Origin of the sequence: Photorhabdus stackebrandtii (genome assembly GCF_011189495.1) — a bacterium.
Taxonomy (GTDB): domain Bacteria; phylum Pseudomonadota; class Gammaproteobacteria; order Enterobacterales; family Enterobacteriaceae; genus Photorhabdus; species Photorhabdus khanii.
In genome coordinates this window covers 22,108-47,535 of the sequence record NZ_PUJV01000025.1, presented here as the reverse complement: position 1 = coordinate 47,535, position 25,428 = coordinate 22,108, and the positions used below count along the sequence as shown (strand labels likewise).

The window sequence follows — 25,428 nt, the reverse complement described above, 5'->3', positions numbered from 1 at the left end:
ATAAACTGGTTTTTTATACAGTAAAGTAGTGAGACCTGTTTTTTTAGAACATTTTTTTAGACCAGCTTAGTTTTGTGCTTAATGTATTGAAGTAATTATAATCTTTAGGGTGAATGAGATTGAGCTTCTGTTTGCTGCGGCTAATAATAACATCCTCGCCATCCTGTATAGGCAGAACTATTTGGCTATCGCAACTGACTTCATAATCGTTGCTGTTTTGGGAAAATTTCAGTCTGATGCTGCTTTCGCTGCTGATGACCAATGGACGGGCAGATAATGTATGTGGGAACATCGGCACCAGGACGATAGCATCTAGGTTAGGTGTCAGAATTGGCCCCCCTGCGGAGAGTGAGTAAGCAGTTGAACCCGTTGGTGTTGCGATAATCAATCCGTCAGAGCGTTGGGAAAAAGCAAAACGTTCATCAATATAAACTTCGAATTCAATCATGTGAGCCACTTTCCCAGGATGGAGAACGACTTCGTTGATTGCGGTACTGATACGGGGTTTCTGGCCGTTTCTTTTGACCTGTGCTTCCAGCAAGAAACGTTGTTCATTCCGGTATTCGCCATCCAGTACTTCAGAAAGTTGTTGCAGGGCATTATCAGGATCTAAGTCTGTTAGAAAACCCAGATTACCTCTGTTAATTCCAATGACTTTAATGTCATAACGGGAAAGAACCCGGGCAGCCCCAAGCATATTGCCGTCGCCACCAACAACGACGGCTAAATCAGCTTGTTTACCAATTTCAGTCAGTCCGCCGGTCTGTGCATCTTTTAAACCAATATCTTTGGCTACCTGGCGATCAACAATGACGCAGTAACCTTTGGACTTTAACCAATGATAAAGCACCTCATGAGTAGCGAGTGCTTCTGGGTGACGAGGATGGCCAACAATACCAATGCATTTGAATTTTTTATTCATCGTTGTAATTTCCTTCAGCAAGAGGTTTTGCCCTCACAATATGACGGGTTCCCTTGAATCCCCAGTTTAGATCCCCATAATAAGCTAAGTAGCGAGATTAATGCCAAATACGCGGAGATATTCATGAGTAGTAAAGAACAAAAAATGCCTGACGAGCAAGTCTCGGAAGATATGGAAGTTGTATCTGAACAGCAAAACAGTGCGGATAAAGCAGAAGCATCAGAGACTGAAAGCGTTGTTGAGCCGCGTGTCGCAGAGCTGGAAGAACAGCTCAGGCAGGCACAACAGCGTGAACGTGATGCTATTTTGCGTGCTAAAGCTGAGGTTGAAAATATCCGTCGTCGTACTGAGCAAGATATAGAAAAAGCCCATAAATTCGCGCTGGAAAGATTTGCTAATGAACTGTTGCCGGTGATTGACAATCTTGAGCGTGCTCTGGAGGCAGCAGATCGCACCAATACCGAAATAGCGCCAATGATTGAAGGTATTGAACTGACGTTGAAATCCTTCCTGGGGGCTGTTGGTAAATTTGGTATTGAAGTTGTCGGCGACACTGATATTCCTTTTAATCCTGAAGTTCATCAGGCTATGACCATGATGGAATCCGATCAGCATGAGCCGAATCATGTCATGATGGTCATGCAGAAAGGGTATGCCTTAAATGGCCGTTTATTGCGTCCGGCAATGGTAGCCGTATCAAAGTAATTTTAGCTCAGTGTAGATAATCAATGCCGCTCCAACCGGGGCGGCATTTTTTCACTGTGGCAACTCAGGTGTCCAGTTAATTGGCACCATTCCTTGTTTTTCCAGCAATTCATTGGCTTTTGAAAAGTGTTTACAGCCAAAGAATCCTCTGTGGGCAGATAGCGGAGATGGATGAGGTGCTTTGAGAACGTGGTGTTTATTGGCATCAATAAAGTTGCCTTTTTTCTGGGCGTGAGATCCCCAAAGAAGAAAAACTACGCCTGAACGGTGCTCGTTAATCGCGGCAATGACTTTATCAGTGAAAGTTTCCCAGCCCAAATTTGCGTGAGAGTGAGCGTTACCACGTTCTACGGTTAATACGGTATTGAGCAGGAGTACCCCTTGTTTGGCCCAACTAATGAGGCAGCCATGATTTGGGTATTGGAAGCCGGGTATATCGGATACCAGCTCTTTGTACATATTGACCAGTGAAGGTGGCGCAGGAATACCAGGTTGAACTGAGAAAGAGAGGCCATGTGCCTGATTAGGGCCGTGGTAAGGGTCTTGCCCAAGTATCACAACCTTAATGTCAGCCAATTCGGTATAGCGGAATGCATTAAATACATCCTGTTGCGGCGGATAAATGGTTTTACCTGCCTGACGTTCTTTTGCGACATAAGCCAGTGTGTCGAGAAAGTAAGGTTGTTTTTTCTCGTTACCGATCACGTCGTGCCATGTGAGAGATGCGGACATAGCAAATCCTTTTTATATAATTACCAGATGGACGTTAGCTTACCGATTCCAAAATCAGAGGGAAACCTTTAATGAACACTAAAACGAAATTTTTGATAAATATTTCAATGTCGTAACGTGTTTTTGAAAATTTATTAAAATAATTTCTCTGTAATTGGCTATAAATATTTATTTAAACCATAAGGTTACAATATATTTATAGTAACTATATGAAATTAACTGGGTTGAATCAATAGGTATCCTCATTCGTGTTGGTATACAAGCATCAGAGATATTGGTTTGACCAAATAACCAGGATGATGTTCTTGATGATTTGGTTTATTGCATGAATGTGGAGATAGAAATGATGATTGGTATCCAAGTTGCTGGTAAATACTAGGTAGAAATTGCGCTGATATCAGAGATAGAAATCACAATTCATCATTTTTATTAACAAAATTTAAACATTTATTTAACCTTATGTTGTTTCCTGCCGATAGATTAATTGCACCAATTAAATAGCTAATTATTTTCAACTATCGTTAGGGAATTTTATGAGTTTATCAATTGGTATCAATCTATCAATAGGTTCAGATTTTCCTGTTTTAAATAATCTTCAGCTTGTTACATCACCTTCTGTTCCAACCGAGAATATTAAGAAAGCGGCTACTGAAGTCTCTTCTCTCTCAGAAACGACTAAAAATAACAATAGAATTTATCAATCATTAGTTAATGCACAGAGTATTAACATCAATTTAAAATCAATGACAGGAATTAAAGCGGAACAGATTAATGGTAAACAATCTCATGAAATTGATTATATGTTGGCTTTGATTTCTGATGATGTCTATATAAGAACCACTATGGGAATTGGTGATTATGTCCGTCTTTCTGATAGCGAGTTATTAAATGCAGGAATAGAACCGGCAAATTTGAGAAATGAAACAACGGGTTTTCAGGCAGGTATTTATCGTAATGGTGATCTCCATATCGTTGCTTTTGCGGGTACTAACGATTTGAAAGATATATTGACTAACTTACGGCAAGGTTTTGGGTTTGATGAAGCGCAATACCATCAGGCTGTTGATTTAGCCCGTACTGCCAGAATGGCGTTTGGGGAAAATATGTTATTTACTGGGCATTCTTTGGGGGGAGGATTAGCGGCAACAGCGGCATTATCAGTTGGAAAGCCTGCGGTGATATTTAATTCAGCCGGTGTTTCCGACAGTATGATGAAAAATCTGGGGCTTTCACCACAAGAGGGCAGAAATAGAGCTGAGAATGGATTGATACGGCATTATGTTGTGGAATATGACGTGCTTGATTCATTACAACAGAAACTGCCAGTGTCTCAGCCGATAGGACATAAAATTTTACTGAAATATAATGGTGATTGGGGCGAATCGAACAAATGGTTTCCTTCTCTGATGCGTGGATTCAATGCACATTCTCTTAAGAAGGTGTTGGAATTATTAACGATATATAAACCTTGGATATCTTTAAATAATGAACGGCAAGAAGAGTCTTTGGTGATGCTTAACGAATCAAATATAATCGTTTCTGCATGATTGCAAAGGGATATTATGAAAATCTGTGAAGTCGTTGAGCTTGAATCTGAACTGAATTTTCAGCAGGATGAAGAAAATATAAATCCGTTGCAATGGGCGATATTCAATCAGCGAATGAATGATATTAATACTTTGCTGAAAGAGGGCGCTGATCCTGCTCAACCGGGTTTACAACAAGAAAGTGCTTTACATACGGCTGTAAAAATCAGCAATCCTGATTATCTCAAATCTTTATTATCATTCTCGCCTGATGTGAATATTATTCATCCTGTCACTTTAGCAACACCTTTACATGTTGCGGTTCAGGTAGGGAGAAAGATTCAGGTTAAATTACTGCTGATAGCAGGAGCTAACCCCAACTTGGTTAATCGGGTTGGGGATACTCCGTTACATATTGCAGCTAAAATTAACTCACCGGAACTGGCGTTGATATTGTTGAAGTCAGGCGCTGATCCCACATTACAGAATAAGCAGCAGTCAACGTTCCAGATCTATTTCAATCTCACACCACTGAAAGTACGTAGCCGTGAGATGCAGGCTGAATATGATAAAGTCAATAATTGGCTGAAAGCGCAGCAAGTCAGCCGATATTATTTAAAGTAAGATAAAAACGGGCTATTTGGCCTAATGCCAGTCAGTTAAGCTGACTGGCCTCTCTTTTTACCGGGTATTTTTGCGGTTTACGCCTCACTATTCTCGGATATTTTCTGTCAGGAAGCTTCGCTGGTAATTCAAACATGCTTAATGTTTCCAATAAGTAAGCATAGCGCTTAGGTAAATTACCTGCGCTAGGATATTTTTGCTGAGAAGAGCGAATCATCATGATGAGGTTACCTTGTCAGGAACGGCATTGTTTATATTTTATTCAATTTCGAGATCAAGGGAAGTATTTAGAGGTTCTCGTAAGTTGTTTGGCGTAGAATGTTAAATTATTTATTTTTTCGAGAAAATGTTTCTTTATTTATAACTAATAGGGAAAAAATCAAATTAATTTACTGATGTAGCATGTTTTTGTGAAAAATAAATAATAGAACTCGTAATTAACATTAAATAATATTCACTTATTTAAATTATCTTTGATCTTTATCTCAAAAAACAGTTCATATTTATTTGAGTTTGACTTTAATTTAAATTAAAGGTAAAAAAATAAACTTGTGATAAGTGTTATATTTATATTGCATTCACGCATATAAATTGGCGGTAGCGTGGTTGTTTTGAAAGTAATTTTTTTCTAAATAACTGTTAGCTGTGAAGCGGAGTTTATGGTCTCTTTAAGATTGCTCATTTATTACAGATGATCAAAAATTGGCGTGATTGCCAAAATAAACTTACTAAAATTTAAGGAATTCATTATGGACAAATCTGATCTGAAATAATCTGAAAGAAATTCTAAAACTGGAAAGAGGTATGAGTGAACCTGGTGACATAAATAGCTTTCCATAATACCGATACACCTATGCCTTTTGTTTTCTTTTTAAGCAATGTTGGTTCTGTAGCCTATCTCACTGATTTTACGGACTGCTTGGATGAAAAGACTGTATGTCTTAGTACACAAGGGCTGGTTGGAGATGGAGCATAATTATGAAAACTTATTTATTCCTTTGAGGTTATTATATTAATACTTGCTGTTTTTTAAAGAAACCATGTTCATCCATAAGTGAATAAAAATTGGAGCTAAAGTAGTGAACCAAGTAGTCAGGGTGAGATCACGAACGTTATTTAATCAAAATTAATCCATTTGACCCACGAATTCAGTTGTGATCTTATACTCCTTTTTTCGGGAGTACCCTAATGGAACTCGATGCTTTTTCTCAGTATTTCGGTGAAATCAACGATCCTCGCCAGTCTGCCAAAATCAGCTATCCCCTGTTTGATGTGCTTTTTCTGACAATGTGTGCCGTCTTGACGGGCGCTGAAGGTTGGGAAGATATCGAAGACTTTGGGCATATGCGCATCAACTGGCTTCAGGAAAAGGGATTTTTTCAAACCGGCTTACCTGTACATGACACAATAGCGCGTATCATTTCCCGCCTTGACCCTGTCCAGTTTCAACACGGCTTTATTCGCTGGACTCAGGCGGTAAGCAAACGTACCGAGGGTGAAATCATCGCGATTGATGGCAAGGCCTTACGGGGAACCGGGCATTGGCATAAACGATTATCGGCTATCCATATGGTGAGCGCATTTGCTACGACCAATGGCGTTGTCATGGGTCAGTTAAAAACTGAAAAAAATATAATTAAATCAAGGCGATCCCGAAGTTAATTGATTTACTGGACATCAAAAGTTGTTTGGTCACCCTCGATGCGATGGGATGCCAGACTAAAATGGCTAAAAAAATTATCGCCCAGGGCGGTGATTATCTGCTGGGCGTATGCAGGAATTGTGAATTACCCAGAAATTGCGGAAAAACTAGCTGAGATTATTCAAAACAGAGATGGGAATATTTATTATCAACAGCAGGTGTGTTCAATTCATGAATATACCGACTACGTTGAAATACAAACCTTACATGCGAGTTATAAGGCCAAACAGATTGTGAACTGTGCTGGATTGCATAGCGATAGAATTGCTAGGTTAGCGGGGTATGAAACAAGAATGAAAATTGTACCATTCCGTGGTGAGTATTACGTTCTGGATAGTAGTAAAAATTATTTGGTCAATCATCTGATATATCCTGTTCCTAATCCTGATTTTCCATTCCTTGGTGTGCATTTCACACGAATGTTCAATGGCAAACGGGATGTTGGTCCAAACGCGGTATTAGCTTTTAAACGAGAGGGATATTGCAAAACTGATTTTTGTCTGCAAGACATGATGGAGATACTCACTTATAAAGGTTTTTGGAAGATTGCTACACGTTATTTCAGTGAAGGTATAGCAGAAATTCGACGTTCGTTTTCGCTCCAACTTTTTACCGAAAATGCTCGTCAGCTTATTCCTGATTTGCAATCAGAGGACATCTCTTTGGGGGCAGCAGGAGTTCGTGCCCAAACATTGACAATTGATGGAAAATTGGTAGATGATTTTCATTTTGTAGTTGGTCATCGTTCATTACATGTTTGCAATGCACCTTCACCAGCTGCAACGGCATCAATAGAAATTGGACGAGAGATTGTAAGAAGATATTTTCCAATTTTTTGAATATAGTAGAACGGTAAAAGTAATCATCAATCATTCCCCCAGACGTCTGTTTTTTAACCTTATACTTTGATTATCACTTTAACAGGGCGATAATCAAAACATAAAGTTGGTAGATTTTGAAAAATATCACCGGACATTCCTGAATTGGGTGCGGAATGTCGAATTTAAAAAAACATTTGCTCGGAGCCTATTTACTCACAGAATAATCTGACTATGAGAAACTGCATATTATAATTAACGGGCCAATTGGCCCGTTTAAAGATTTACGCATCGCTACTGGTTGGTACTTCTGGTTTTGAATGACCAGAAGGTTTACGGCGCTTACCGATATTTTTGCTATCTCGATGGCGTATTTTGACTTTTTGCTTCGATTCTTCCGCTTTCTTTTTCTCTTTGCGTTTAGCCAATACTTTTTTCGATGGCTTATTGCTGGTTTTCTCACTTGGTGCTTTGGTTGTTGGGCGAAGTTCATCAACAATCCGTGATTTCAGTGGTTCGTTCAGATAGCGGCTTATTTTACCCAATAAAGCATTATCATGTGCTTCTACTAAGGTAATTGCGGTACCTTTGCGACCAGCGCGAGCCGTCCGGCCGATACGATGCAGGTAAACATCGGCGGTGCGTGGTAAATCGAAGTTAAAAACATGACTGATATCATCAATATCCAATCCGCGGGAAGCCACATCAGTGGCAACCAGAACATTGACGCTGCCATCATTCAAACGCTTAACAGCTTCTGTTCTTTTAGCCTGTACCATTTCCCCTTCGAGGAGCCAGGCTTTGATACCGGCTTGACGCAGTCCATCTACAAGCTCATGTACACGTTCACGTTTGCGAACAAAAATGATGGATTTAGTGACATCAGATTGTTTCAGTAAATGGCAAAGCAGGGCTGTTTTGTGTTCCAGATTGTCTGCGCGGTAGTAGAATTGCTGAATTTTTTTGCGTTCACGACGTGACGGCTCTGCATCAATTTCAACCGGATCTTCCAGCAAGCGTTCTGCAAAATCACGGATGGCTTCCCCTTCTAAAGTCGCAGAGAACAGCATGGTCTGTTTGCGCCAACGGGTTTCGCCCGCTATGGTTTCAATATCATTGGCAAACCCCATATCCAGCATACGATCTGCTTCATCAAGGATGAGTGTTTCAACTGCCCGGCAATCAAAGTTTTCTTCTTTGATATATTGCAGCAGACGACCGGTGGTGGCGACGACAATATCCTGATTCTCGCTGAAAACTTCTGCGTGGTTCATATAGGCCACACCGCCGGTAATCGTAGCAACATCCAGATTAGTATGCGCAGCCAGTTCTTTTGTTTGGTCTGCCACTTGCATTGCCAGTTCACGGGTTGGTGTCAGGATCAAAATGCGTGGCGGGCCAGATTTTTTGCGTGGAAAATCGAGTAAGTGTTGCAGAATTGGCAGCAGGTAAGCTGCGGTTTTACCTGTTCCAGTAGGCGAGGAACCCAGAACATCACGTCCATCCATTGCTGCCGGAATAGCAGCAGCCTGAATTGCTGTTGGGCGGGAGTAACCTTTATCATTTAGAGCATCAAGCAGGCGTTCATCAAGATCGAGCTCAGAAAAATTTGTTGCAGTCATTATATACCTCTGTGTAGGCCGCCGATTATAAACAGGTTGGACGTATTGTTCATCTATTAAAGCTGTCAATAAGGCAGATAGCTTTTATCGGAACATAATAACCCTTATCCTATGGCGAAATTTTTTTATGTTGAAAGATGCAGGTTATTAATTTGAAACAGAAACAACCTCTGCGCCGGGGAGGATTCACGTTTAAGCAATTTTTTGTCGGCCATGATCGATGTGCGATGAAAGTCGGGACCGATGGTGTACTATTGGGCGCGTGGGCTCCGGTTAGTGGCAAAAAAGCAATTTTGGATATCGGTTGTGGCAGCGGGTTAATTGCTTTGATGTTGGCACAGCGTACAGATGAAAATACCAAAATTGACGCAGTGGAACTGGATATCGATGCTGCATTGCAGGCTCAAGAGAATATAGAGCAATCTCCGTGGCAGAGAAAAATGGATATTTATCAGCAGAATATCGGTGATTTCGCTGATCGGTATTCACAATGTTATGACTTGATTGTCAGTAATCCACCCTATTTTGAACCGGCTGTTGCCTGCCGGAATGAGGCTAGGGAACAGGCGCGTTATACCGGTTCTCTAACTCATCAGCGGTTATTGCAATATGTCGAGAGGTTGATTACACCTGATGGTCTGTTTTGTGTGGTATTGCCGTATGCCATTGGTGAAGTATTTGCAGCAATGGCATGTAAGATGGGGTGGTTTTCTCACCATCGGGTCAATATCCGCGACAGGCAAGGTAAGCCATTACACCGGGTGTTATTGGCATTTTCCCGTCAGGAAGAGACAGGCTTAATCAGTGAATTGACCATTCGTCAGCCAGATGGTATTTATACGCGGGAATTTCAGCAATTAGTCACGGATTTTTATCTCTATTATTGAAGGCATCTTATTATTGAAAGAACCACGCTGGAGCGTGGTTATACCGGTAAAAATCAGGGGGTTAAAATTGTTGGTTTTGATTCTGACAGTAAATCGGGATAATCCAGCGTGAAATGCAGACCCCGGCTCTCTTTCCTTTCCAGTGCACAACGTACGATTAATTCAGCGACTTGCACCAGATTGCGTAATTCCAGCAAATTGTTAGAGATTCTGAAATTGGAATAATAATCGTGAATCTCCTGTTGCAGCATATTAATACGGCGCAATGCGCGTTCCAGGCGTTTGGTTGTACGCACAATGCCAACGTAATCCCACATAAATAGACGTAATTCGTACCAGTTGTGTTGAATGACGACTTGTTCATCTGAATTGTCAACACGGCTCTCATCCCAGAAAGGGAGTTCTGGCACTTCTTCGATTTTTTCAATTTGTTGTTGGATGTTTTCCGCCGCAGACCAGCCATAAACTAAACACTCCAACAGAGAATTGGATGCCATACGGTTTGCACCATGCAAGCCAGTATAGCTGACTTCACCGATAGCATATAAGTTGTTAAGGTCAGTGCGGCCCTGATGATCGACGACTATGCCACCACAGGTGTAATGCGCGGCAGGAACGATTGGAATCGGTTCTTTTGTCAGATCAAAGCCCAGCGTCAATAGTTTTTCATAGATCATCGGAAAATGCTGGATAATGAAATCGGTTGGCTTATGGCTGATATCCAGAAACATGCAGTCAGCACCAAGGCGTTTCATTTCATGGTCAATCGCCCGTGCGACGATATCGCGGGGCGCCAGTTCAGCACGCTCATCAAAATCAGGCATAAAACGGCTGCCATCCGGTCGTTTCAGATAAGCGCCTTCACCTCGCAGAGCCTCTGTCAGCAGGAAATTACGTGCCTGTGGGTGAAAAAGACAGGTTGGGTGAAACTGGTTAAATTCCAGATTGGCGATACGGCAGCCCGCACGCCATGCCATTGCTATGCCATCACCGGATGAGATATCGGGATTTGTCGTATATTGATAGACCTTAGCTGCACCACCGGTTGCCAGTACAACAACCTTAGCGCGATAAGTTTCTACCTGTTCCTGTCGGCGGTTCCAGATATAAGCACCAACTACCCGGTTATTACCATCGAACCGGGCTTTACTTGAAGTAATTAAATCAACTGCGTTGCAACGCTCTCTCACTGTGATGTTCGGATGAGACATGGTTTTTTCAACCAGTGTGGTTTCGACTTCTTTGCCGGTTGCATCAGCATGATGCAAAATACGCCGATGGCTGTGTCCACCTTCACGGGTCAGATGATATTGTGTTTCGCCATCTTCGCGGGTTTCTGTATCAAATAAAACACCCTGATCAATCAGCCATTGCACACAATGACGAGCGTTGCTGGTGATAAACTCAACGGCGCTTCTATCGCAAAGCCCTGCTCCGGCGATAAGGGTATCTTCAACATGAGATGCGATACTGTCTGTTTTATCGAATACCGCAGCGATGCCCCCCTGTGCATAATAGGATGCGCCTTCGCTCAGAATACTCTTACTTAATATAGTGACTTTATATTGTGGGGCCAGCCGTAAAGCCAGAGACAGGCCGGCTACACCGCTGCCTATGATAAGTACATCGCTGTAATGTTGCGGGAATAATGATTGCATAATTGATGATGTATGAAGAAGATGAGTAAAATCATGTTAGCCTATCAGATAGGATAAAGGCTATGATTGCAACAAAATGATGGCAGAAATTGAACTTCGCAGAATTTTATTACTCAAAGCCATGCTTGCTTAGAAAAATGGGACATCATGGTTGGTTCAATAAATATAAATGTGGGGCTTTGCTTCGGGAGATTTAACCTCGGATGAGCGAGCAGTTAACGGATCAAATGCTGGTTGAGCGAGTGCAGAAAGGTGACCAAAAAGCGTTTAACCTACTGGTAATCAGATATCAGCATAAAGTGGCGAGCCTTGTATCCCGCTATATTCCGCAGGGTGATGTTCCTGACGTTGCGCAGGAGGCATTTATTAAAGCATATCGGGCATTGGCTTCATTTCGTGGCGAAAGTGCTTTTTACACTTGGTTGTATCGTATAGCAGTTAACACTGCTAAGAACTATTTGATTTCTCAAGGGCGGCGTCCGCCATCCAGTGATTTGGATGTCAATGACGTAGAAAATTATGAAGCTTCAAATGCACTAAAAGAAATTTCGAACCCTGAGAATTTAATGTTGTCAGAAGAATTAAGGCAGGTGGTTTTCCGAACCATTGAGTCTCTTCCCGAAGATTTGCGAATGGCAATAACGCTAAGGGAATTAGATGGGTTAAGCTATGAGGAAATAGCTGCTGTTATGGATTGCCCGGTAGGTACTGTTCGTTCCCGTATCTTTCGTGCAAGGGAAGCTATTGATGATAAAATTCAACCACTGATTTAAAATTAAAATATAGTGGAACAATACTGAAGGGTACTTTGGCATGCAAAGAGAAAAACTTTCCGCACTGATGGATGGCGAAACTCTTGATAGTGAAGTCGTTAGTATTTTATCTAAAGATTCTGCCATGCAGAAACACTGGGAAAATTACCACTTGATACGTGACGCATTGCGTGGTGATGTGACCGAAGTATTGCATATGGATATTGCGAGCCGGGTCGCATTAGCGCTTGAAAAAGAGCCTGTGCATTTTAACCTTGGGGCTGTTCTTGAATCCCAGCCTCAGCCTGAGAGCTGGCAGAAAATGCCGCTCTGGCAAAAACTTCGCCCTTGGGCGAGTCAAATTACTCAAGTGAGTGTTGCAGCTTGTGTTTCGCTGGCAGTATTGATAGGTGTACAACAGTACAATAGTCATGATGATGTGGATCTTGAATATCAATCTGATACGCCGGCATTTAACACATTGCCAATGATGGGATCTGCTTCTCCGGTGAGTTTGGGAGTACCTTCCGGTGATGATATGTTTGGCGATGATCAGCGTATTCAGGTGCAGGAGCGTAATAAACGCATTAATATTATGTTGCAACAATATGAGTTCGACCGCCGTGTGCATTTTGAACAAAATGATAGACGGAGAATTCCATTACCGGTTGCTATTCCGGTTCCCGGAACGCAATCTTTAGGAACGCAACAGCAGTAATGAAGCATATCTGGTTCTCCGTTTCTTTGCTGGCGGGCAGCCTGTTTACTCCTTTACAAGTCTCGGCGCAGTTCAGCAGCGCTGAGGCTTTGTTGCAGGAGATGGGTAATGCCACTCAGTCCCTGACTTACGAGCTTGCTTTTATTAATCTCAGTCAGCAGGCTATTGTCTCAGTTCGTTATCGTCACGCCATTATCAATGGTATTCCAATTGCTCAAATCATGCAGATGGATGGCTCCCGCAGGGAGATTGTCCAGCGTGGTAATGAGATCAGTTATTTTGAACCTGGATTGGATGCTTTCAGTCTTAATGGCGATCATATTATTGATTATTTGCCTGCCGTTATTTTTGCTGACTTCACTCAGTTGAAAAAATACTACAATTTCATCGACGTTGGCCGTACTCATATAGGCGACAGACCTTGTCGGGTTGTACGCATCACTTCCAAAGATGAAGTGCGTTATAATTATATTTTACTGATCGATGAAAAAACGCATTTGCCATTACGTATCGATTTACTTGATCGTGATAGTGAAACACTTGAGCAATTTCGGGTTGTTTCCTCCATAATAGGTGGCGATATCGATAATGCAATGCGTGTTATTACCCGCCTGAATATGCCACCAATGCTGGTAATTCCATCGTTAGAGAAGGTGGTATTCAACTGGAAAGTAGGGAAATTGCCGGATGGTTTCACCGAGGTTTCACGTAACCGGCGTAAACTCTCAAATGCTGACTCGCTTGAGTCCATCATGTTCAGCGATGGTCTATTCAGTTTTTCAGTGAATGTGACTAACGCTGATAAAACCGGTAAGTTGGAACATCCTCTCCGTCGCGGTCATCGAACAATCTATAGTGTAATACGTGGAGCGAATGAGGTGACAATTATTGGTGAATTACCACTGGCAACTGCCAAGCGTGTCGCTGCGGGTGTCGCGTTTATAGGAGCTAACTGATGGTTAAAGAATGGGCGACAGTAATCCGCTGGCAACAGGGGAGGGCATTATTACGTTATGGTTCCTCTTCTGGTTGTGGCAGTTGTCAGGCACGCGTGACGTGTGGTTCTTATTTACTGAATAAATTGGGGTCTGATGGTATACATCAGCTCGAACTTGAGATTTTACAGCCGTTGCAGCCAGGGCAGAAAGTGGAAGTCGGGATCCCAGAAGGGAGCTTATTGCGTTCGGCGTTGCTGGTTTATTTGACACCACTTATCGGGTTATTCCTGGGGGGCGTACTTTTTCAGTTATGGGTAACCAATCAATTATGGGTGTTTTGTGGTGGTGTTTTGGGAGGTGCGTTAGGGTTCTTCCTTGCCCGCAAAATTGCTACTTATTGGGATAATCAGCAGGAATATCAACCTGTCGTTTTACAAATAGGCTTGCCTCCTGATGCAATTCATATTCAGCATCAGGAATAAATCTGTTTTAATCATCCAGAACTTTTAATGCCTCATATTTAAAGCCACAGGCATGACTAGGTTTTCGTAGATTTGGCATGTAGAATACAGCCTTTCCGGCCGGTGGCCGGCCTATAAACCGTCGCTTTATGTCCCTCTGTGTGTCCATTAGGCGAATGATTCAGAAATATCAAGGCAGAAAAATATTTATAATGAAGCAAATACGAAATTTCTCCATTATTGCTCACATTGACCACGGTAAGTCGACGTTATCTGACCGTATTATTCAAATTTGTGGTGGTTTAACAGATCGTGAGATGGCAGAGCAAGTGCTGGATTCTATGGATCTTGAGCGTGAGCGTGGTATCACCATTAAAGCACAAAGTGTCACTCTGGATTACAAGGCGAATGATGGTCAACTCTATCAATTGAACTTTATCGACACTCCGGGGCACGTAGACTTCTCTTATGAAGTTTCTCGCTCGCTGGCTGCTTGTGAAGGGGCGTTGCTGGTGGTTGATGCTGGACAGGGCGTGGAAGCCCAGACGCTGGCTAATTGTTATACAGCGCTGGATATGGATCTGGAAGTTGTCCCTGTTTTGAACAAAATCGATTTACCGGCGGCTGAACCTGAGCGTGTAGCGGAAGAAATCGAAGATATCGTCGGTATTGATGCTACCGATGCAGTGCGTTGTTCTGCCAAAACGGGCGTGGGCGTACAAGACGTCATTGAACGCTTAGTTAAAGAGGTTCCGGCACCGGAAGGTGATTCTGAAGCGCCATTACAGGCGCTTATTATCGACTCATGGTTTGATAACTACCTTGGTGTTGTCTCCCTGGTTCGGATTAAAAACGGTACCCTGCGTAAGGGTGACAAAATCAAGGTAATGAGTACTGGTCAGGTGTACAACGCTGATCGTCTCGGAATTTTCACACCCAAGCGTGTTGACCGTGATGTACTGGGTTGTGGTGAAGTGGGTTGGCTAGTGTGTGCGATTAAAGACATTCTTGGTGCACCCGTGGGGGATACATTGACGCTGGCCCGGCAACCAGCGGAAAAACCACTCCCAGGCTTTAAGAAAGTCAAGCCACAGGTTTATGCCGGGCTGTTCCCTGTCAGCTCTGATGATTATGAGGGATTCCGTGACGCATTGGGTAAGCTGAGTCTGAATGACGCATCTCTATTCTATGAACCGGAAAGCTCTACTGCACTGGGTTTTGGTTTCCGTTGTGGTTTCCTTGGTCTACTGCATATGGAGATCATTCAGGAACGTCTGGAACGTGAATATGATCTTGATCTCATTACCACTGCGCCAACGGTTGTTTATGAAGTTGAAACGACCAGCCACGATATTCTCTATGTGGACAGCCCATCTAAACTGCCACCACTGAATAATATTGAAGAGTTGCGTGAGCCGATTGCTGAGTGTCATATGTTGTTACCCCAGGAATATTTGGGGAATGTCATTACGTTATGTATTGAGAAACGTGGGGTGCAAACTAACATGGTTTATCACGGTAAACAGGTTGCACTGACTTACGAAATACCGATGGCTGAAGTGGTTTTGGATTTCTTCGACCGATTGAAATCCACATCCCGCGGTTATGCTTCACTGGATTATAATTTCACTCGCTTCCAGGCATCTGATATGGTTCGTGTGGATGTGTTGATTAACAGTGAGCGGGTTGATGCATTAGCGTTGATTACTCACCGTGACAATGCGCAGTACCGCGGCCGGGAACTGGTGGAGAAGATGAAGGAACTCATTCCTCGTCAGCAGTTTGATATCGCCATTCAGGCTGCGATTGGTAATCACATTATTGCTCGTTCAACAGTGAAGCAATTGCGTAAAAACGTCTTAGCGAAGTGTTATGGTGGTGACGTCAGCCGTAAGAAAAAGCTATTGCAGAAACAGAAAGAAGGTAAGAAACGCATGAAACAAGTGGGTAACGTTGAATTGCCACAAGAAGCTTTCTTAGCCATTCTTCATGTTGGTAAAGACCATTAATAAGCTTGTAAGGAGTCTAAATGGCTAACACTTTTGCCCTGATCCTAACGCTGGCAACGTTAGTCACCGGCATTATTTGGTGTATTGATCGTTTCAAATGGGCCCCGGCGCGTAAGAAAAAACTGATCAGATTGCAGGAGCTGACTGAAGGCACAATGGATCAGGAGCATCTGGCTGAGACTATTAACAAGCCAACATGGGTAGATACTTGTTCATCTATTTTCCCTGTGCTAGTCGTGGTTCTGATTCTGCGCTCTTTTGTTTATGAGCCATTTCAGATCCCATCGGGTTCCATGATGCCAACTTTATTGATTGGTGATTTCATTTTGGTAGAGAAGTATGCATACGGATTGAAAGATCCTATTACGCAAACAACATTGATTAAGACCGGTGAACCAAGGCGTGGAGATATCGCAGTATTTAAATATCCGTTGGATCCAAGTGTTGACTACATCAAACGGGTGATTGGCTTACCGGGCGATAAAATTATTTATGATCCGGTAAAGAAAGAGCTGCATGTTTTCTCGGGTTGTGACAAAACAGAGAGTTGTAAGGAAGAATTACCGGTTTCTTACGGTTCACTGTTCCCAAGTGAGTGGACAATGCAGCAGTATGGCGTTAATTCCAATGGTGAAAGCCTGAAAAAGATAGGTGTTTTCCAGATACCGGTTGAAGAAACGTTACCACCTTACAGTCGGCGGCAAGGTGAAAGAATTGAGAATTTGGGAACGGCGACACACCATATTCTGGAGATTCCAGGTTTATTGCAGATGCCTAATTTTCGTCAACCTGGTTTGCCAGAGGGAATGTGGATTGTACCCGAAGGCCACTATTTTATGATGGGTGACAACCGTGATAATAGCGCGGATAGCCGTGAGTGGGGCTTTGTTCCTGAGAAAAATCTGGTTGGCCGCGCTTCAGCGATTTGGATGAGTTTTGAAAAACAGGAAGGGGAATGGCCTACCGGAGTTCGCTTTAGCCGCATTGGTGGAATTAATTAATATTTCTATATTAGCGAAGCATTAATTTTACTCACAGTGTAGAATATCCTTTCAAACTTAATGACTGGCTCCCTTAAGGAGCCAGTGCAAACGCAACAGTTTTGTCAGAATTTCCTGTAACAGGTCTGTTGCGTGTGCGTTTTTATTTGACGAATTCTGACCTATATTGGTAGCACATGAATCCCATCGTAATTAACAGATTGCAAAGTAAGCTGGGGTACACTTTTGATCAGCATGATCTGCTGGTACAAGCGTTAACTCATCGTAGTGCCAGCAGTAAACATAACGAGCGGCTGGAATTTCTTGGTGACTCAATTCTGAGCTTTGTCATTGCCAATGCACTGTATCATCGCTTTCCTCATGTAGATGAGGGGGATATGAGCCGGATGCGCGCCACATTGGTGCGTGGTAATACTTTGGCTGAATTGGCAAGGGAGTTTGAATTAGGTGAATGTCTGCGTTTAGGGCCGGGTGAATTGAAAAGCGGCGGTTTCCGTCGTGAATCTATACTGGCTGATACGGTTGAAGCGCTGATTGGTGCTATTTTCCTTGATAGCGATATTCAGGCCATTGAAAGAATTATTCTCAGTTGGTATGAAACCCGCTTGAATGAAATCAGCCCTGGCGACAAACAGAAAGACCCGAAAACCCGTTTACAGGAATATCTGCAAGGGCATCATCTGCCCCTGCCATCATATCTGGTTGTTATGGTTCGTGGAGAAGCCCATGACCAGGAATTTACTATTCACTGTCAAGTGAGTGGTATTGAACAGCCGGTTAAAGGAACAGGCTCCAGCCGCCGCAAAGCGGAACAGGCGGCGGCCGAGCAAGCATTAAAACAACTGGAGCTTGAATGAGCGAACAAGAAACCTATTGCGGATTTGTTGCAATAGTCGGACGGCCTAATGTGGGTAAATCCACATTGCTGAATCAGCTTTTAGGTCAGAAAGTATCTATCACTTCCCGCAAACCGCAGACTACCCGTCACCGTATTATGGGTATTCACACTGAGGGTGCTTATCAGACCATTTATGTGGATACTCCCGGATTGCATATTGAAGAGAAACGGGCGATTAACCGGTTGATGAACCGTGCGGCCAGTAGTTCTATCGGTGATGTGGAGCTGGTCATTTTTGTTGTTGAAGGGACTCACTGGACCGCCGATGACGAAATGGTTGTGAATAAACTACGTAGCTTGCATTGCCCGGTTTTACTGGCTATCAATAAAGTAGATAACGTGACGGATAAAGCCACCTTGTTGCCACATATTGGTTTCCTTAGCAAACAGATGAACTTCCTTGATGTTGTACCGATGAGCGCTGAAAAAGGTATGAACGTAGATACGATCGCAAAAATTGTGCGTGGACATATACCGAAAGCAACTCATCATTTCCCGGAAGATTATGTTACTGATCGCTCCCAGCGTTTTATGGCGTCTGAAATTATCCGTGAAAAACTCATGCGTTTTCTCGGTGATGAATTGCCCTATTCTGTCACTGTTGAAATTGAGCAGTTCGTGGTGAATGAGCGTGGTGATTACAAGATTCACGGTTTAATTCTGGTTGAGCGTGAAAGCCAGAAGAAAATGGTTATCGGTAATAAAGGCAGTAAAATTAAAACGATTGGTATTGAAGCCCGTCAGGACATGGAAAGATTGTTTGGTGTTAAAGTCCATTTGGAACTGTGGGTTAAAGTTAAAGCGGGTTGGGCTGATGACGAGCGGGCACTGCGTAGCTTGGGTTACGTCGATGATTTGAAATAAGGTCTCACCTGTGGACGGTTGGCAGCGTGTTTTTGTTCTTCATGGGCGTCCTTACAGTGAGACCAGCCTGTTGCTGGATCTGTTTACTGAAAATGAAGGGCGGATCAGCGTGTTGGCAAAAGGTGCGCGCAGCCGTCGTTCCAATCTTAAAGGTTGCTTACAGCCATTTACTCCGTTACTGGTACGTTGGAGTGGGCGGGGGGCAATCAAAACGCTGCGTGATGCAGATCCTATCTCTCTAGCTCTTCCTCTTACCGGCAATGTGTTGTACAGCGGTTTATATATCAATGAATTATTGTCGAGAGTGCTTGAACAGGGAACGGCTTATCCTGCGTTATTCTTTGATTATCTCCAGTGTTTGCAGATTCTTGCTGCCAGTGAATATACACCGGAACATGCATTACGCCGGTTTGAATTGGCGTTGCTGGCAAATCTTGGTTATGGCGTTGATTATCTTCATTGTGCAGGAAGCGGCGAACCCGTGGACGATACGATGACCTACCGTTATAGAGAAGAAAAAGGATTTATCGCCAGTCTGGTTGTTGATCATTACAGTTTTACCGGGCATGAATTAAAATCACTGGCAGCCCGTGAATTTCCTGATTCGGCGACATTAAAAGCAGCAAAGCGTTTCACCCGTATGGCTTTAAAACCTTATCTTGGTGGCAAACCTCTGAAAAGTCGTGAGTTATTTCGGCAGTTTGTATGTAAAAAGCTTGAAGAGAAAGAAAACTAATGAATTTGTTTCTCTTCATAATGGAAAGTGTAAACTTGTTACCATTCAATATGACTACAGGAGATAAATATGGCTGAGGTATTATTAGGTATTAACATCGATCACATTGCGACAGTGCGCAATGCCCGTGGCACAGTTTATCCGGACCCTATTCAGGCTGCTTTTATTGCAGAGCAGGCTGGTGCGGATGGTATTACTATTCATTTACGTGAAGATCGCCGTCATATTACTGATCGGGATGTTGAATTGCTGAATGAAACTATCCAAACCCGGATGAATCTTGAAATGGCCGTGACGGATGAAATGCTGGACATCGCCTGTCACTTTAAACCTAAATTTTGCTGTCTGGTGCCTGAAAAACGTCGGGAAATAACAACAGAAGGGGGTTTAGATGTTATTGGTCAAAAAGATAAAGTGGTTGAGGCGATTAAGCGTTTATCTGACGCGGGTATTCTTGTTTCGTTATTTATCGATGCGGATCACCAGCAGATTGATGCTGCTAGTGAGGTTGGTGCACCGTTTATTGAGATTCACACAGGTGCTTATGCTGATGCAGAAGGTGAAATAGAACAGGAAAAAGAGTTCCAGCGTATTAAAGAAGCTGCTACTTATGCTGCTGGCAAGGGACTGAAAGTTAATGCGGGTCATGGACTAACGTATCATAACGTACAACGTATTGCGGCTCTGCCGGAAATTTATGAACTGAATATTGGTCATGCAATAATCGGGCGTGCGGTATTCAGCGGCTTGGCTGCTGCTGTAGCAGATATGAAAACTGAGATACGGAAAGCTCGCCGTTAATGGCTATTATTGGGTTAGGTACAGATATTGTTGAAATCGCCCGTATTGAGGGTGTTGTCGGACGCTCAGGTGAGCGTCTGGCAAAACGCATTCTCAGTGCATCAGAATGGCAGCAATATCAGCAACATGAAAAACCGGTTCGTTTTCTGGCTAAACGTTTTGCGGTAAAAGAAGCCGCGGCAAAAGCGTTGGGAACCGGTATCCGTAATGGGCTGGCATTTAACCAGTTTGAAGTGCTTAACGATGATTTGGGAAAACCCATTTTGCGGCTCTATGGTGTAGCCGCAGAATTAGCACAGAAACTGGGGGTAACCTCTTTGCATGTCACATTGGCTGATGAGCGTCGTTACGCCTGCGCGACAGTCATTCTGGAAAGCTAATTTCAGATTTTATCGGCATGATGCAATAGCACAAATTTATCCCACAATTGTTCTTCTGTTTCCTGGCGGTCTGGATCGGTAATAATCGTATTGTTTATCGGACAGACTGATTGACAGGTTGGAGCATCATAATGACCAATGCATTCGGTGCAACGGTTAGAATCAATTTCATAAATTTCATCTCCCATTGATATAGCCTGATTGGGACATTCGGGTTCACACATATCACAATTGATACAGCTTTTTTTGATTAATAACGACATTTTAATAACTTAGTTTATTTTTCATTTTATACCAGTGTGTTATCGTCAGTTTTAATTTCTTACTATTACACACTTATTGTATTTTTATACGGTATAAATTACATTGAAAAACCAAATCTGGCAACCCAAAACCATAACACATGAGATTTTTTCTACCTTAGAAAACCTTTATGTATGAGCTTTATTATCTGGTTAGCTATATAAGGAATTTCAATAACGTGCAAGGTCACCAATATCTCATGGGTTAACAAGTCGTGGGGGAGAATAGTTCTAATTATAACAAAATATTTACTGATGTAGTATTAGCAATAATAAAATAATTAAGACCGGGCGCTATCCTAATCCCGGCCTTTTTGTTAATTACGATAATGGCAGAATTGACCAATCAAATGCCGATGCTTTATCGAGATAATTCTAAAGTCTGGGATAGATAACAACTATGAATGTTGAAAGTTAATTATCTGATATCCCTACTACAAATATGCGTACAGGCGGAAAGGTTGTATTGCGATACTGCCAATGTGATATTATTACTAGATTTTCTTTATTGATTTTTAATATATCAGCTCCTTCACCATAGTTGCCGCCACTGATATATCCACCCATACTTGAAAGTATAGCATGAGGTTCATAAGAGTATGCAATTGGGTATGTGATAGTGAATTGCCCCTCGTTAACTAAATGTGGAGCCTTTACATATACAGACTGGAATAAGAGATATTTTCTCTTTAATCCATTCAAAAATGGAATTTTAAAAGTCATGAAATTATCCCCTTGTGTAAACAGAGGAGTACCTGCGAATAATAATTCCAATAAACCGAGATTTTTCACAAACTCATTTTTATTGGGAATATCTGCACCATTTTGGTTTTTGGCCAATCTGCCGTTAGCATTATCATTTACATCGGAAACAAGCTTCTGAGTTGCTGTGAGTGTATTGCTATTGCCAATCACATCTGTAAGCTGAATAATACCTTTCTGTGTTAATGAGGCATCGGGAACTTTTATTGTAGTTTTTTGTTCCAACGCTCTATTCAATTGGGCTGTGAGTTTGTCTATATTTCCATCATCGAGAACATCATTGCCAGATTGTGTTGCGATAAAGTTAGCGACTACAGATGATATGGTTGATGACTGACGTAATGCTTTATTTAACACATGAGTAGTAATACTCTCTGGTGGAAATCCAGTATTTAAAATTTCGTTCTCTTCATATCTTTCTTGGCCCACAACATTAGCATTATCGCTAATAGAAAAAGCCTTAAAATCATTTTTTGGACTCATGTTCTTTCCTAAAATTAAATAGTGTATTCTATAATTAACATATTGAATTGTTATAAATATAACTTTCAGAAATTCATAGTCTAGTTCGGGAAAAGAATAATTAAATATTTTTATACCTTAGGCGATTAACTATTTATGTGTAGTTTATAATAATAAATTACAAAACATTTTCAATCTAAAATATATCGCAGTCATTTATAAATAACGGTTCATAATTCTGCTACACATATCCCTCTTCAACCCATGGTTATATATGAAATTATTCCTCATTATACAATATTTCAATATGCCTATTATTCTTGTTAATATTTTCATTAAGTAATCATGAATCAAACTATGGACTATGAATCCTTAGCTCTTTGTTATACTCAGATGGAAAGTTATTTCCTATATATCTAGTACTACAGCCTTAGAAGCCAGTAATTTGCATTTTTCCTGATGCTTACGAATCTGAGAAATTGCATGAATTCTTCCCCACAAATATTTCTATCAAATAGAGTCATAAATTATTTCATAAAAAAATAAAATAAAAAAATGGCTGCTATGCAGCCCATAATTCTAATCCGTCAGAAATATAAATTTCTGTAATATTGGGCCAATCCCCTTCACTTATAGATAACTTTGATCTTCCATCTGACGAATGTACAACGATCCATCTTTCATATTAATATCCTACCGCTCTATAATATGCTCTTACAGGACTTGGTAAATCTGTAATACTGCTAAAGCATTCGAATTTAGTATTATCGACTATCATTACTGAAAATATCCCGGCATGTTGAGGGGCGGTACCAAGGTGAGTTAACGTTACATTGAAACATTTATTCGGGAACGGAATTGGAAACTTGTTGAAAGTGCCTGGTAGGGAAATACCATTACCTTTAACTAATGCTGTTCCCCACATTTCAATTAGACCTGAAGGTAATTTTTGCCAGCCGGTTTCATTTAAGTCTGCGGTGAAAGATGACATATTTGGAATCTGATTAATTCTATTATTTATATCGGAGACAAGCTTCTGAGTTGCAGCAAGTGTGTTACTATTGCCAACTACATTTGTAAGCTGAACAACACCTTTCTGTATTAAGGAGGAATCGGGAACTTGTGTTGTAATTTTTTGTTCTAACGCTTTATTTAATTGGGTAGTGAGTTTAACGGTATCGCCATCATCCAGAACATCATTGCCAGATTGTGTCGCGATAAAATTAGCTACAACAGAGGCTATGGTTGATGACTGACGTAATGCTTTATTTAACAAGTGAGTGGGAACATTATTTGGTGGAAACCCAGTATACAAGCTCTGACTTTCTTCATATCTTTCTTGACTTACGACATTCGCATTATTGTTAATAGAAAAAGCTTTAAAATCATTTTTTTGTGGCATATATACTCCTTAAGTAATGTATTTTACAAGTAATATATTGAATTATTTTAAAAGCAATTTTACATCATTTATGTCAGTCATAGTCTAGCTCCCAAAAAGAGTAATGAAATATTTTTATAGCTTAGAAGATTAACTCTTTATGTGTAATTGATGAAAAATAGTTTGATTTTTCAATCAGATAACCTGATGCTGATTCTGGTAAATAGGGTAGTGAAAAATGAGTAATATATATTTAAACCATAAAAGCCAGTCAGGGTGAGCAGGAGGAGTAATAATGTGTTATTATTTGTCTGGAAAGTATGTGGCATTACTGGATTGGATTGATATTTCAATGGTTATTGATATTGAGTAGCAAGAATACCAGAATGAATAAAGTAATAAAGACCGGGCGCTATCCTGCGCCCGGTCTTTTATTAGTTACAATAATGGCGAAATTGGCCAGTCAATTTCTGGTGCTTTTGAAGTATCAACCCGATTAAGTGTCACTCGATATTTTTTCCATGCTTTAAGTAATAGTGCTTCTTCATCTGTTGCCATATCAAGTTCTACCGCATCAGAAAGCGGTGTTATTTTCTCATTTGCAACAGATATAAATTGCGCTCTTTGGATTTCCGCAATAGATATCAATTCCTCTTTCGTTGGTGATGGAATATCTTCCCAACAAGGAAGGCCATCTTCGCCAGAGGAAAGTATTTTCCCAGTGGGAGGTATTCCCGAGAACTTATTGAATATGTCATCAGTTACAGATATGGGGTCGTTAGGCCATGAACCTGCTTCAATATAATCCTGCTGTAATGATAGCGAATAAAATGCTTTATTTAATGCGCTAAATACATAGTTTTTGTTATTCATAATTCTTTTCCAATTTTCATTAAATAATCATAATAATTTTTTAATTAATGTCCTATTGCCATAAAAAATGTGAAAGTAGTGAGTTTATGGTAATTAAGATTTTTATAACACCGAAATTGATGCTGATTTTCTATCGTTGCTGAGAATATACCTGCTGCTTGAGGGTCATTACCACGGTGAGTTAACGTGATACTAAAACATGCGTTTGGGAATGGTATTGGAAATTTATTTAAATACCCAGATTGAGGATCGCTATGGTTATACACTTGTGCTAATCCCCACATTAAAATTAAACCCGAAGGCAATTTTTGCCAGCCATTCTTAACCAAGTTTGCGGTGAAAAATGACATATCTGGAACTTGATTAGTTCCATTTCCCACTTTCAGGTTTGCAGCTTTATCTAAACCTAAATTTTTCACAAACTCATTTTTATTAGGAATATCTGCGCCGTTTTGCGTTTTTTCTAGTCTGTTATTGGCATTATTGTTTATATCGGAGACAAGCTTCTGTGTTGCAGCCAGTGTATTACTATTGCCAATGACATCTGTGAGTTGAACAACACCTTTTTGTGTTAATAAGGCATCGGGAACTTTTTTTGTAATTTTTTGTTCTAGCGCTTTATTTAATTGTGCAGTGAGTTTGACTATATTGCCATCATCCAAAACATCACTGCCAGATTCTGTCGCAATAAAATCAGCTACAACAGATGATATTGTTGATGATTGACGTAATGCCTTATTTAATACATGCGTGGTAAGACCTATTGGAGGAAATCCAGTCTGCAATTCTTGAGTGCCTTCATATAAATTTTGAGCCACCACATTAGCACCATCTCTAATAGAAAACGCTTTAAAATCATTTTTGGGACTCATATATATTCTCCTAAAATTCAAT

The 25,428-nt window shown here is 41.3% G+C and carries 26 protein-coding genes and 1 pseudogene; 17 read left to right on the top strand and 10 right to left on the bottom strand.

Annotated elements, in window-relative coordinates:
* Positions 1-43: 43 nt before the first annotated feature.
* Positions 44-922, bottom strand: coding sequence for an NAD(+) kinase (gene nadK, locus C5470_RS17290; protein ID WP_166290918.1), 879 nt, complete (start codon positions 920-922; stop codon positions 44-46).
* Positions 923-1,045: 123 nt separating this feature from the next.
* On the opposite strand from nadK, the gene grpE reads away from it, so the two are divergent.
* A complete protein-coding gene (grpE, locus tag C5470_RS17285) occupies positions 1,046-1,627 on the top strand; it encodes a nucleotide exchange factor GrpE (RefSeq protein ID WP_166290916.1) in 582 nt (193 codons plus the stop codon).
* Between the two features lie 51 nt (positions 1,628-1,678).
* Here grpE and ung read toward each other — a convergent pair whose 3' ends face one another.
* A complete protein-coding gene (ung, locus tag C5470_RS17280; protein ID WP_166290914.1) occupies positions 1,679-2,359 on the bottom strand; it encodes a uracil-DNA glycosylase in 681 nt (226 codons plus the stop codon).
* Positions 2,360-2,892: 533 nt separating this feature from the next.
* Between ung and C5470_RS17275 the strand changes: the two genes are divergently transcribed.
* Both C5470_RS17275 and C5470_RS17270 read left to right on the top strand, forming a co-directional pair.
* On the top strand, positions 2,893-3,906 hold the full coding sequence (locus C5470_RS17275; protein ID WP_166290912.1) for a Tle-like phospholipase domain-containing protein: 1,014 nt from the start codon (positions 2,893-2,895) through the stop codon (positions 3,904-3,906).
* A gap of 15 nt (positions 3,907-3,921) precedes the next feature.
* Entirely contained in the window at positions 3,922-4,509 is a 588-nt protein-coding gene (locus C5470_RS17270; RefSeq protein ID WP_166290910.1) for an ankyrin repeat domain-containing protein, read from the top strand.
* A 31-nt stretch (positions 4,510-4,540) separates the two neighbouring features.
* Here the strand turns inward: C5470_RS17270 and C5470_RS17265 are convergent, their stop codons facing one another.
* A complete protein-coding gene (locus tag C5470_RS17265) occupies positions 4,541-4,729 on the bottom strand; it encodes a hypothetical protein (protein WP_166290908.1) in 189 nt (62 codons plus the stop codon).
* Between the two features lie 968 nt (positions 4,730-5,697).
* On the opposite strand from C5470_RS17265, the pseudogene C5470_RS17260 reads away from it, so the two are divergent.
* Together C5470_RS17260 and lhgO are read left to right on the top strand one after the other, a co-directional pair.
* Positions 5,698-6,290, top strand: a pseudogene (locus C5470_RS17260) (ISAs1 family transposase); the annotation flags it as partial.
* Entirely contained in the window at positions 6,211-7,050 is an 840-nt protein-coding gene (gene lhgO / locus C5470_RS17255) for an L-2-hydroxyglutarate oxidase (protein ID WP_166290906.1), read from the top strand. The pseudogene C5470_RS17260 and the gene lhgO, both read left to right, overlap by 80 nt.
* Positions 7,051-7,313: 263 nt before the next feature.
* Here lhgO and srmB read toward each other — a convergent pair whose 3' ends face one another.
* Entirely contained in the window at positions 7,314-8,651 is a 1,338-nt protein-coding gene (gene srmB / locus C5470_RS17250; protein ID WP_166290904.1) for an ATP-dependent RNA helicase SrmB, read from the bottom strand.
* A 137-nt stretch (positions 8,652-8,788) separates the two neighbouring features.
* Here srmB and trmN point away from each other — a divergent pair, with 137 nt between their 5' ends.
* Positions 8,789-9,538 (top strand): tRNA(1)(Val) (adenine(37)-N(6))-methyltransferase TrmN, encoded by a 750-nt coding sequence (trmN, locus tag C5470_RS17245; protein WP_166290902.1) that lies wholly within the window; start codon positions 8,789-8,791, stop codon positions 9,536-9,538.
* A 53-nt stretch (positions 9,539-9,591) separates the two neighbouring features.
* Here the strand turns inward: trmN and nadB are convergent, their stop codons facing one another.
* Positions 9,592-11,196, bottom strand: a complete 1,605-nt coding sequence (gene nadB / locus C5470_RS17240) for an L-aspartate oxidase (RefSeq protein ID WP_166290901.1) — start codon at positions 11,194-11,196, stop codon at positions 9,592-9,594.
* Between the two features lie 203 nt (positions 11,197-11,399).
* On the opposite strand from nadB, the gene rpoE reads away from it, so the two are divergent.
* The 11 genes from rpoE (at position 11,400) to acpS (ending at position 20,754) form a co-directional block, all read left to right on the top strand.
* Positions 11,400-11,969, top strand: coding sequence for an RNA polymerase sigma factor RpoE (gene rpoE / locus C5470_RS17235; RefSeq protein ID WP_166290900.1), 570 nt, complete (start codon positions 11,400-11,402; stop codon positions 11,967-11,969).
* Between the two features lie 40 nt (positions 11,970-12,009).
* A complete protein-coding gene (gene rseA, locus C5470_RS17230; RefSeq protein ID WP_166290899.1) occupies positions 12,010-12,666 on the top strand; it encodes an anti-sigma-E factor RseA in 657 nt (218 codons plus the stop codon).
* Positions 12,666-13,622, top strand: a complete 957-nt coding sequence (gene rseB, locus C5470_RS17225) for a sigma-E factor regulatory protein RseB (protein WP_036843068.1) — start codon at positions 12,666-12,668, stop codon at positions 13,620-13,622. The genes rseA and rseB overlap by 1 nt, the downstream gene beginning before the upstream one ends.
* Positions 13,622-14,086, top strand: a complete 465-nt coding sequence (rseC, locus tag C5470_RS17220) for a SoxR-reducing system protein RseC (protein WP_036843070.1) — start codon at positions 13,622-13,624, stop codon at positions 14,084-14,086. The genes rseB and rseC overlap by 1 nt, the downstream gene beginning before the upstream one ends.
* A gap of 191 nt (positions 14,087-14,277) precedes the next feature.
* Positions 14,278-16,074: a translation elongation factor 4 gene (gene lepA, locus C5470_RS17215; protein WP_166290898.1), complete on the top strand. Its 1,797-nt coding sequence runs from the start codon at positions 14,278-14,280 to the stop codon at positions 16,072-16,074.
* A 20-nt stretch (positions 16,075-16,094) separates the two neighbouring features.
* On the top strand, positions 16,095-17,075 hold the full coding sequence (gene lepB, locus C5470_RS17210; RefSeq protein ID WP_166290897.1) for a signal peptidase I: 981 nt from the start codon (positions 16,095-16,097) through the stop codon (positions 17,073-17,075).
* Positions 17,076-17,251: 176 nt separating this feature from the next.
* A complete protein-coding gene (gene rnc / locus C5470_RS17205) occupies positions 17,252-17,932 on the top strand; it encodes a ribonuclease III (RefSeq protein ID WP_166290896.1) in 681 nt (226 codons plus the stop codon).
* Positions 17,929-18,837, top strand: a complete 909-nt coding sequence (gene era / locus C5470_RS17200; protein ID WP_166290895.1) for a GTPase Era — start codon at positions 17,929-17,931, stop codon at positions 18,835-18,837. The genes rnc and era overlap by 4 nt, the downstream gene beginning before the upstream one ends.
* Positions 18,838-18,847: 10 nt before the next feature.
* Positions 18,848-19,573 (top strand): DNA repair protein RecO, encoded by a 726-nt coding sequence (recO, locus tag C5470_RS17195; RefSeq protein ID WP_166290894.1) that lies wholly within the window; start codon positions 18,848-18,850, stop codon positions 19,571-19,573.
* Between the two features lie 69 nt (positions 19,574-19,642).
* Positions 19,643-20,374 (top strand): pyridoxine 5'-phosphate synthase, encoded by a 732-nt coding sequence (pdxJ, locus tag C5470_RS17190; protein WP_036843079.1) that lies wholly within the window; start codon positions 19,643-19,645, stop codon positions 20,372-20,374.
* Positions 20,374-20,754 carry a holo-ACP synthase gene (gene acpS / locus C5470_RS17185; RefSeq protein WP_166290893.1) on the top strand — a complete coding sequence of 127 codons (381 nt, stop codon included), beginning with the start codon at positions 20,374-20,376 and terminating at the stop codon, positions 20,752-20,754. The genes pdxJ and acpS overlap by 1 nt, the downstream gene beginning before the upstream one ends.
* Before the next feature lie 2 nt (positions 20,755-20,756).
* Here the strand turns inward: acpS and C5470_RS17180 are convergent, their stop codons facing one another.
* From C5470_RS17180 to C5470_RS17160, 5 genes are all read right to left on the bottom strand, one after another.
* Positions 20,757-21,017: a YfhL family 4Fe-4S dicluster ferredoxin gene (locus C5470_RS17180; protein ID WP_031280498.1), complete on the bottom strand. Its 261-nt coding sequence runs from the start codon at positions 21,015-21,017 to the stop codon at positions 20,757-20,759.
* A 453-nt stretch (positions 21,018-21,470) separates the two neighbouring features.
* On the bottom strand, positions 21,471-22,301 hold the full coding sequence (locus tag C5470_RS22925; protein WP_242688070.1) for a phage tail protein: 831 nt from the start codon (positions 22,299-22,301) through the stop codon (positions 21,471-21,473).
* A 664-nt stretch (positions 22,302-22,965) separates the two neighbouring features.
* On the bottom strand, positions 22,966-23,682 hold the full coding sequence (locus C5470_RS17170; protein WP_166290892.1) for a phage tail protein: 717 nt from the start codon (positions 23,680-23,682) through the stop codon (positions 22,966-22,968).
* A 417-nt stretch (positions 23,683-24,099) separates the two neighbouring features.
* Complete coding sequence (locus tag C5470_RS17165) at positions 24,100-24,534, bottom strand: tail fiber assembly protein (protein WP_166290891.1); 435 nt, start codon at positions 24,532-24,534, stop codon at positions 24,100-24,102.
* Positions 24,535-24,578: 44 nt separating this feature from the next.
* The gene (locus C5470_RS17160) at positions 24,579-25,406 is read right to left on the bottom strand and encodes a phage tail protein (RefSeq protein WP_036843088.1); all 828 of its coding nucleotides are present in this window, start codon (positions 25,404-25,406) and stop codon (positions 24,579-24,581) included.
* Positions 25,407-25,428 lie beyond the last annotated feature (22 nt).

Bases quoted from the DNA above. Each gene is read 5' to 3' on its own strand.
- nadK (WP_166290918.1), bottom strand. From the start codon at position 922: ATGAATAAAAAATTCAAATGCATTGGTATTGTTGGCCATCCTCGTCAC.
- grpE (WP_166290916.1), top strand. From the start codon at position 1,046: ATGAGTAGTAAAGAACAAAAAATGCCTGACGAGCAAGTCTCGGAAGAT.
- ung (WP_166290914.1), bottom strand. From the start codon at position 2,359: ATGTCCGCATCTCTCACATGGCACGACGTGATCGGTAACGAGAAAAAA.
- C5470_RS17275 (WP_166290912.1), top strand. From the start codon at position 2,893: ATGAGTTTATCAATTGGTATCAATCTATCAATAGGTTCAGATTTTCCT.
- C5470_RS17270 (WP_166290910.1), top strand. From the start codon at position 3,922: ATGAAAATCTGTGAAGTCGTTGAGCTTGAATCTGAACTGAATTTTCAG.
- C5470_RS17265 (WP_166290908.1), bottom strand. From the start codon at position 4,729: ATGATGATTCGCTCTTCTCAGCAAAAATATCCTAGCGCAGGTAATTTA.
- lhgO (WP_166290906.1), top strand. From the start codon at position 6,211: ATGCGATGGGATGCCAGACTAAAATGGCTAAAAAAATTATCGCCCAGG.
- srmB (WP_166290904.1), bottom strand. From the start codon at position 8,651: ATGACTGCAACAAATTTTTCTGAGCTCGATCTTGATGAACGCCTGCTT.
- trmN (WP_166290902.1), top strand. From the start codon at position 8,789: ATGCAGGTTATTAATTTGAAACAGAAACAACCTCTGCGCCGGGGAGGA.
- nadB (WP_166290901.1), bottom strand. From the start codon at position 11,196: ATGCAATCATTATTCCCGCAACATTACAGCGATGTACTTATCATAGGC.
- rpoE (WP_166290900.1), top strand. From the start codon at position 11,400: ATGAGCGAGCAGTTAACGGATCAAATGCTGGTTGAGCGAGTGCAGAAA.
- rseA (WP_166290899.1), top strand. From the start codon at position 12,010: ATGCAAAGAGAAAAACTTTCCGCACTGATGGATGGCGAAACTCTTGAT.
- rseB (WP_036843068.1), top strand. From the start codon at position 12,666: ATGAAGCATATCTGGTTCTCCGTTTCTTTGCTGGCGGGCAGCCTGTTT.
- rseC (WP_036843070.1), top strand. From the start codon at position 13,622: ATGGTTAAAGAATGGGCGACAGTAATCCGCTGGCAACAGGGGAGGGCA.
- lepA (WP_166290898.1), top strand. From the start codon at position 14,278: ATGAAGCAAATACGAAATTTCTCCATTATTGCTCACATTGACCACGGT.
- lepB (WP_166290897.1), top strand. From the start codon at position 16,095: ATGGCTAACACTTTTGCCCTGATCCTAACGCTGGCAACGTTAGTCACC.
- rnc (WP_166290896.1), top strand. From the start codon at position 17,252: ATGAATCCCATCGTAATTAACAGATTGCAAAGTAAGCTGGGGTACACT.
- era (WP_166290895.1), top strand. From the start codon at position 17,929: ATGAGCGAACAAGAAACCTATTGCGGATTTGTTGCAATAGTCGGACGG.
- pdxJ (WP_036843079.1), top strand. From the start codon at position 19,643: ATGGCTGAGGTATTATTAGGTATTAACATCGATCACATTGCGACAGTG.
- acpS (WP_166290893.1), top strand. From the start codon at position 20,374: ATGGCTATTATTGGGTTAGGTACAGATATTGTTGAAATCGCCCGTATT.
- C5470_RS17180 (WP_031280498.1), bottom strand. From the start codon at position 21,017: ATGTCGTTATTAATCAAAAAAAGCTGTATCAATTGTGATATGTGTGAA.
- C5470_RS22925 (WP_242688070.1), bottom strand. From the start codon at position 22,301: ATGAGTCCAAAAAATGATTTTAAGGCTTTTTCTATTAGCGATAATGCT.
- C5470_RS17170 (WP_166290892.1), bottom strand. From the start codon at position 23,682: ATGCCACAAAAAAATGATTTTAAAGCTTTTTCTATTAACAATAATGCG.
- C5470_RS17165 (WP_166290891.1), bottom strand. From the start codon at position 24,534: ATGAATAACAAAAACTATGTATTTAGCGCATTAAATAAAGCATTTTAT.
- C5470_RS17160 (WP_036843088.1), bottom strand. From the start codon at position 25,406: ATGAGTCCCAAAAATGATTTTAAAGCGTTTTCTATTAGAGATGGTGCT.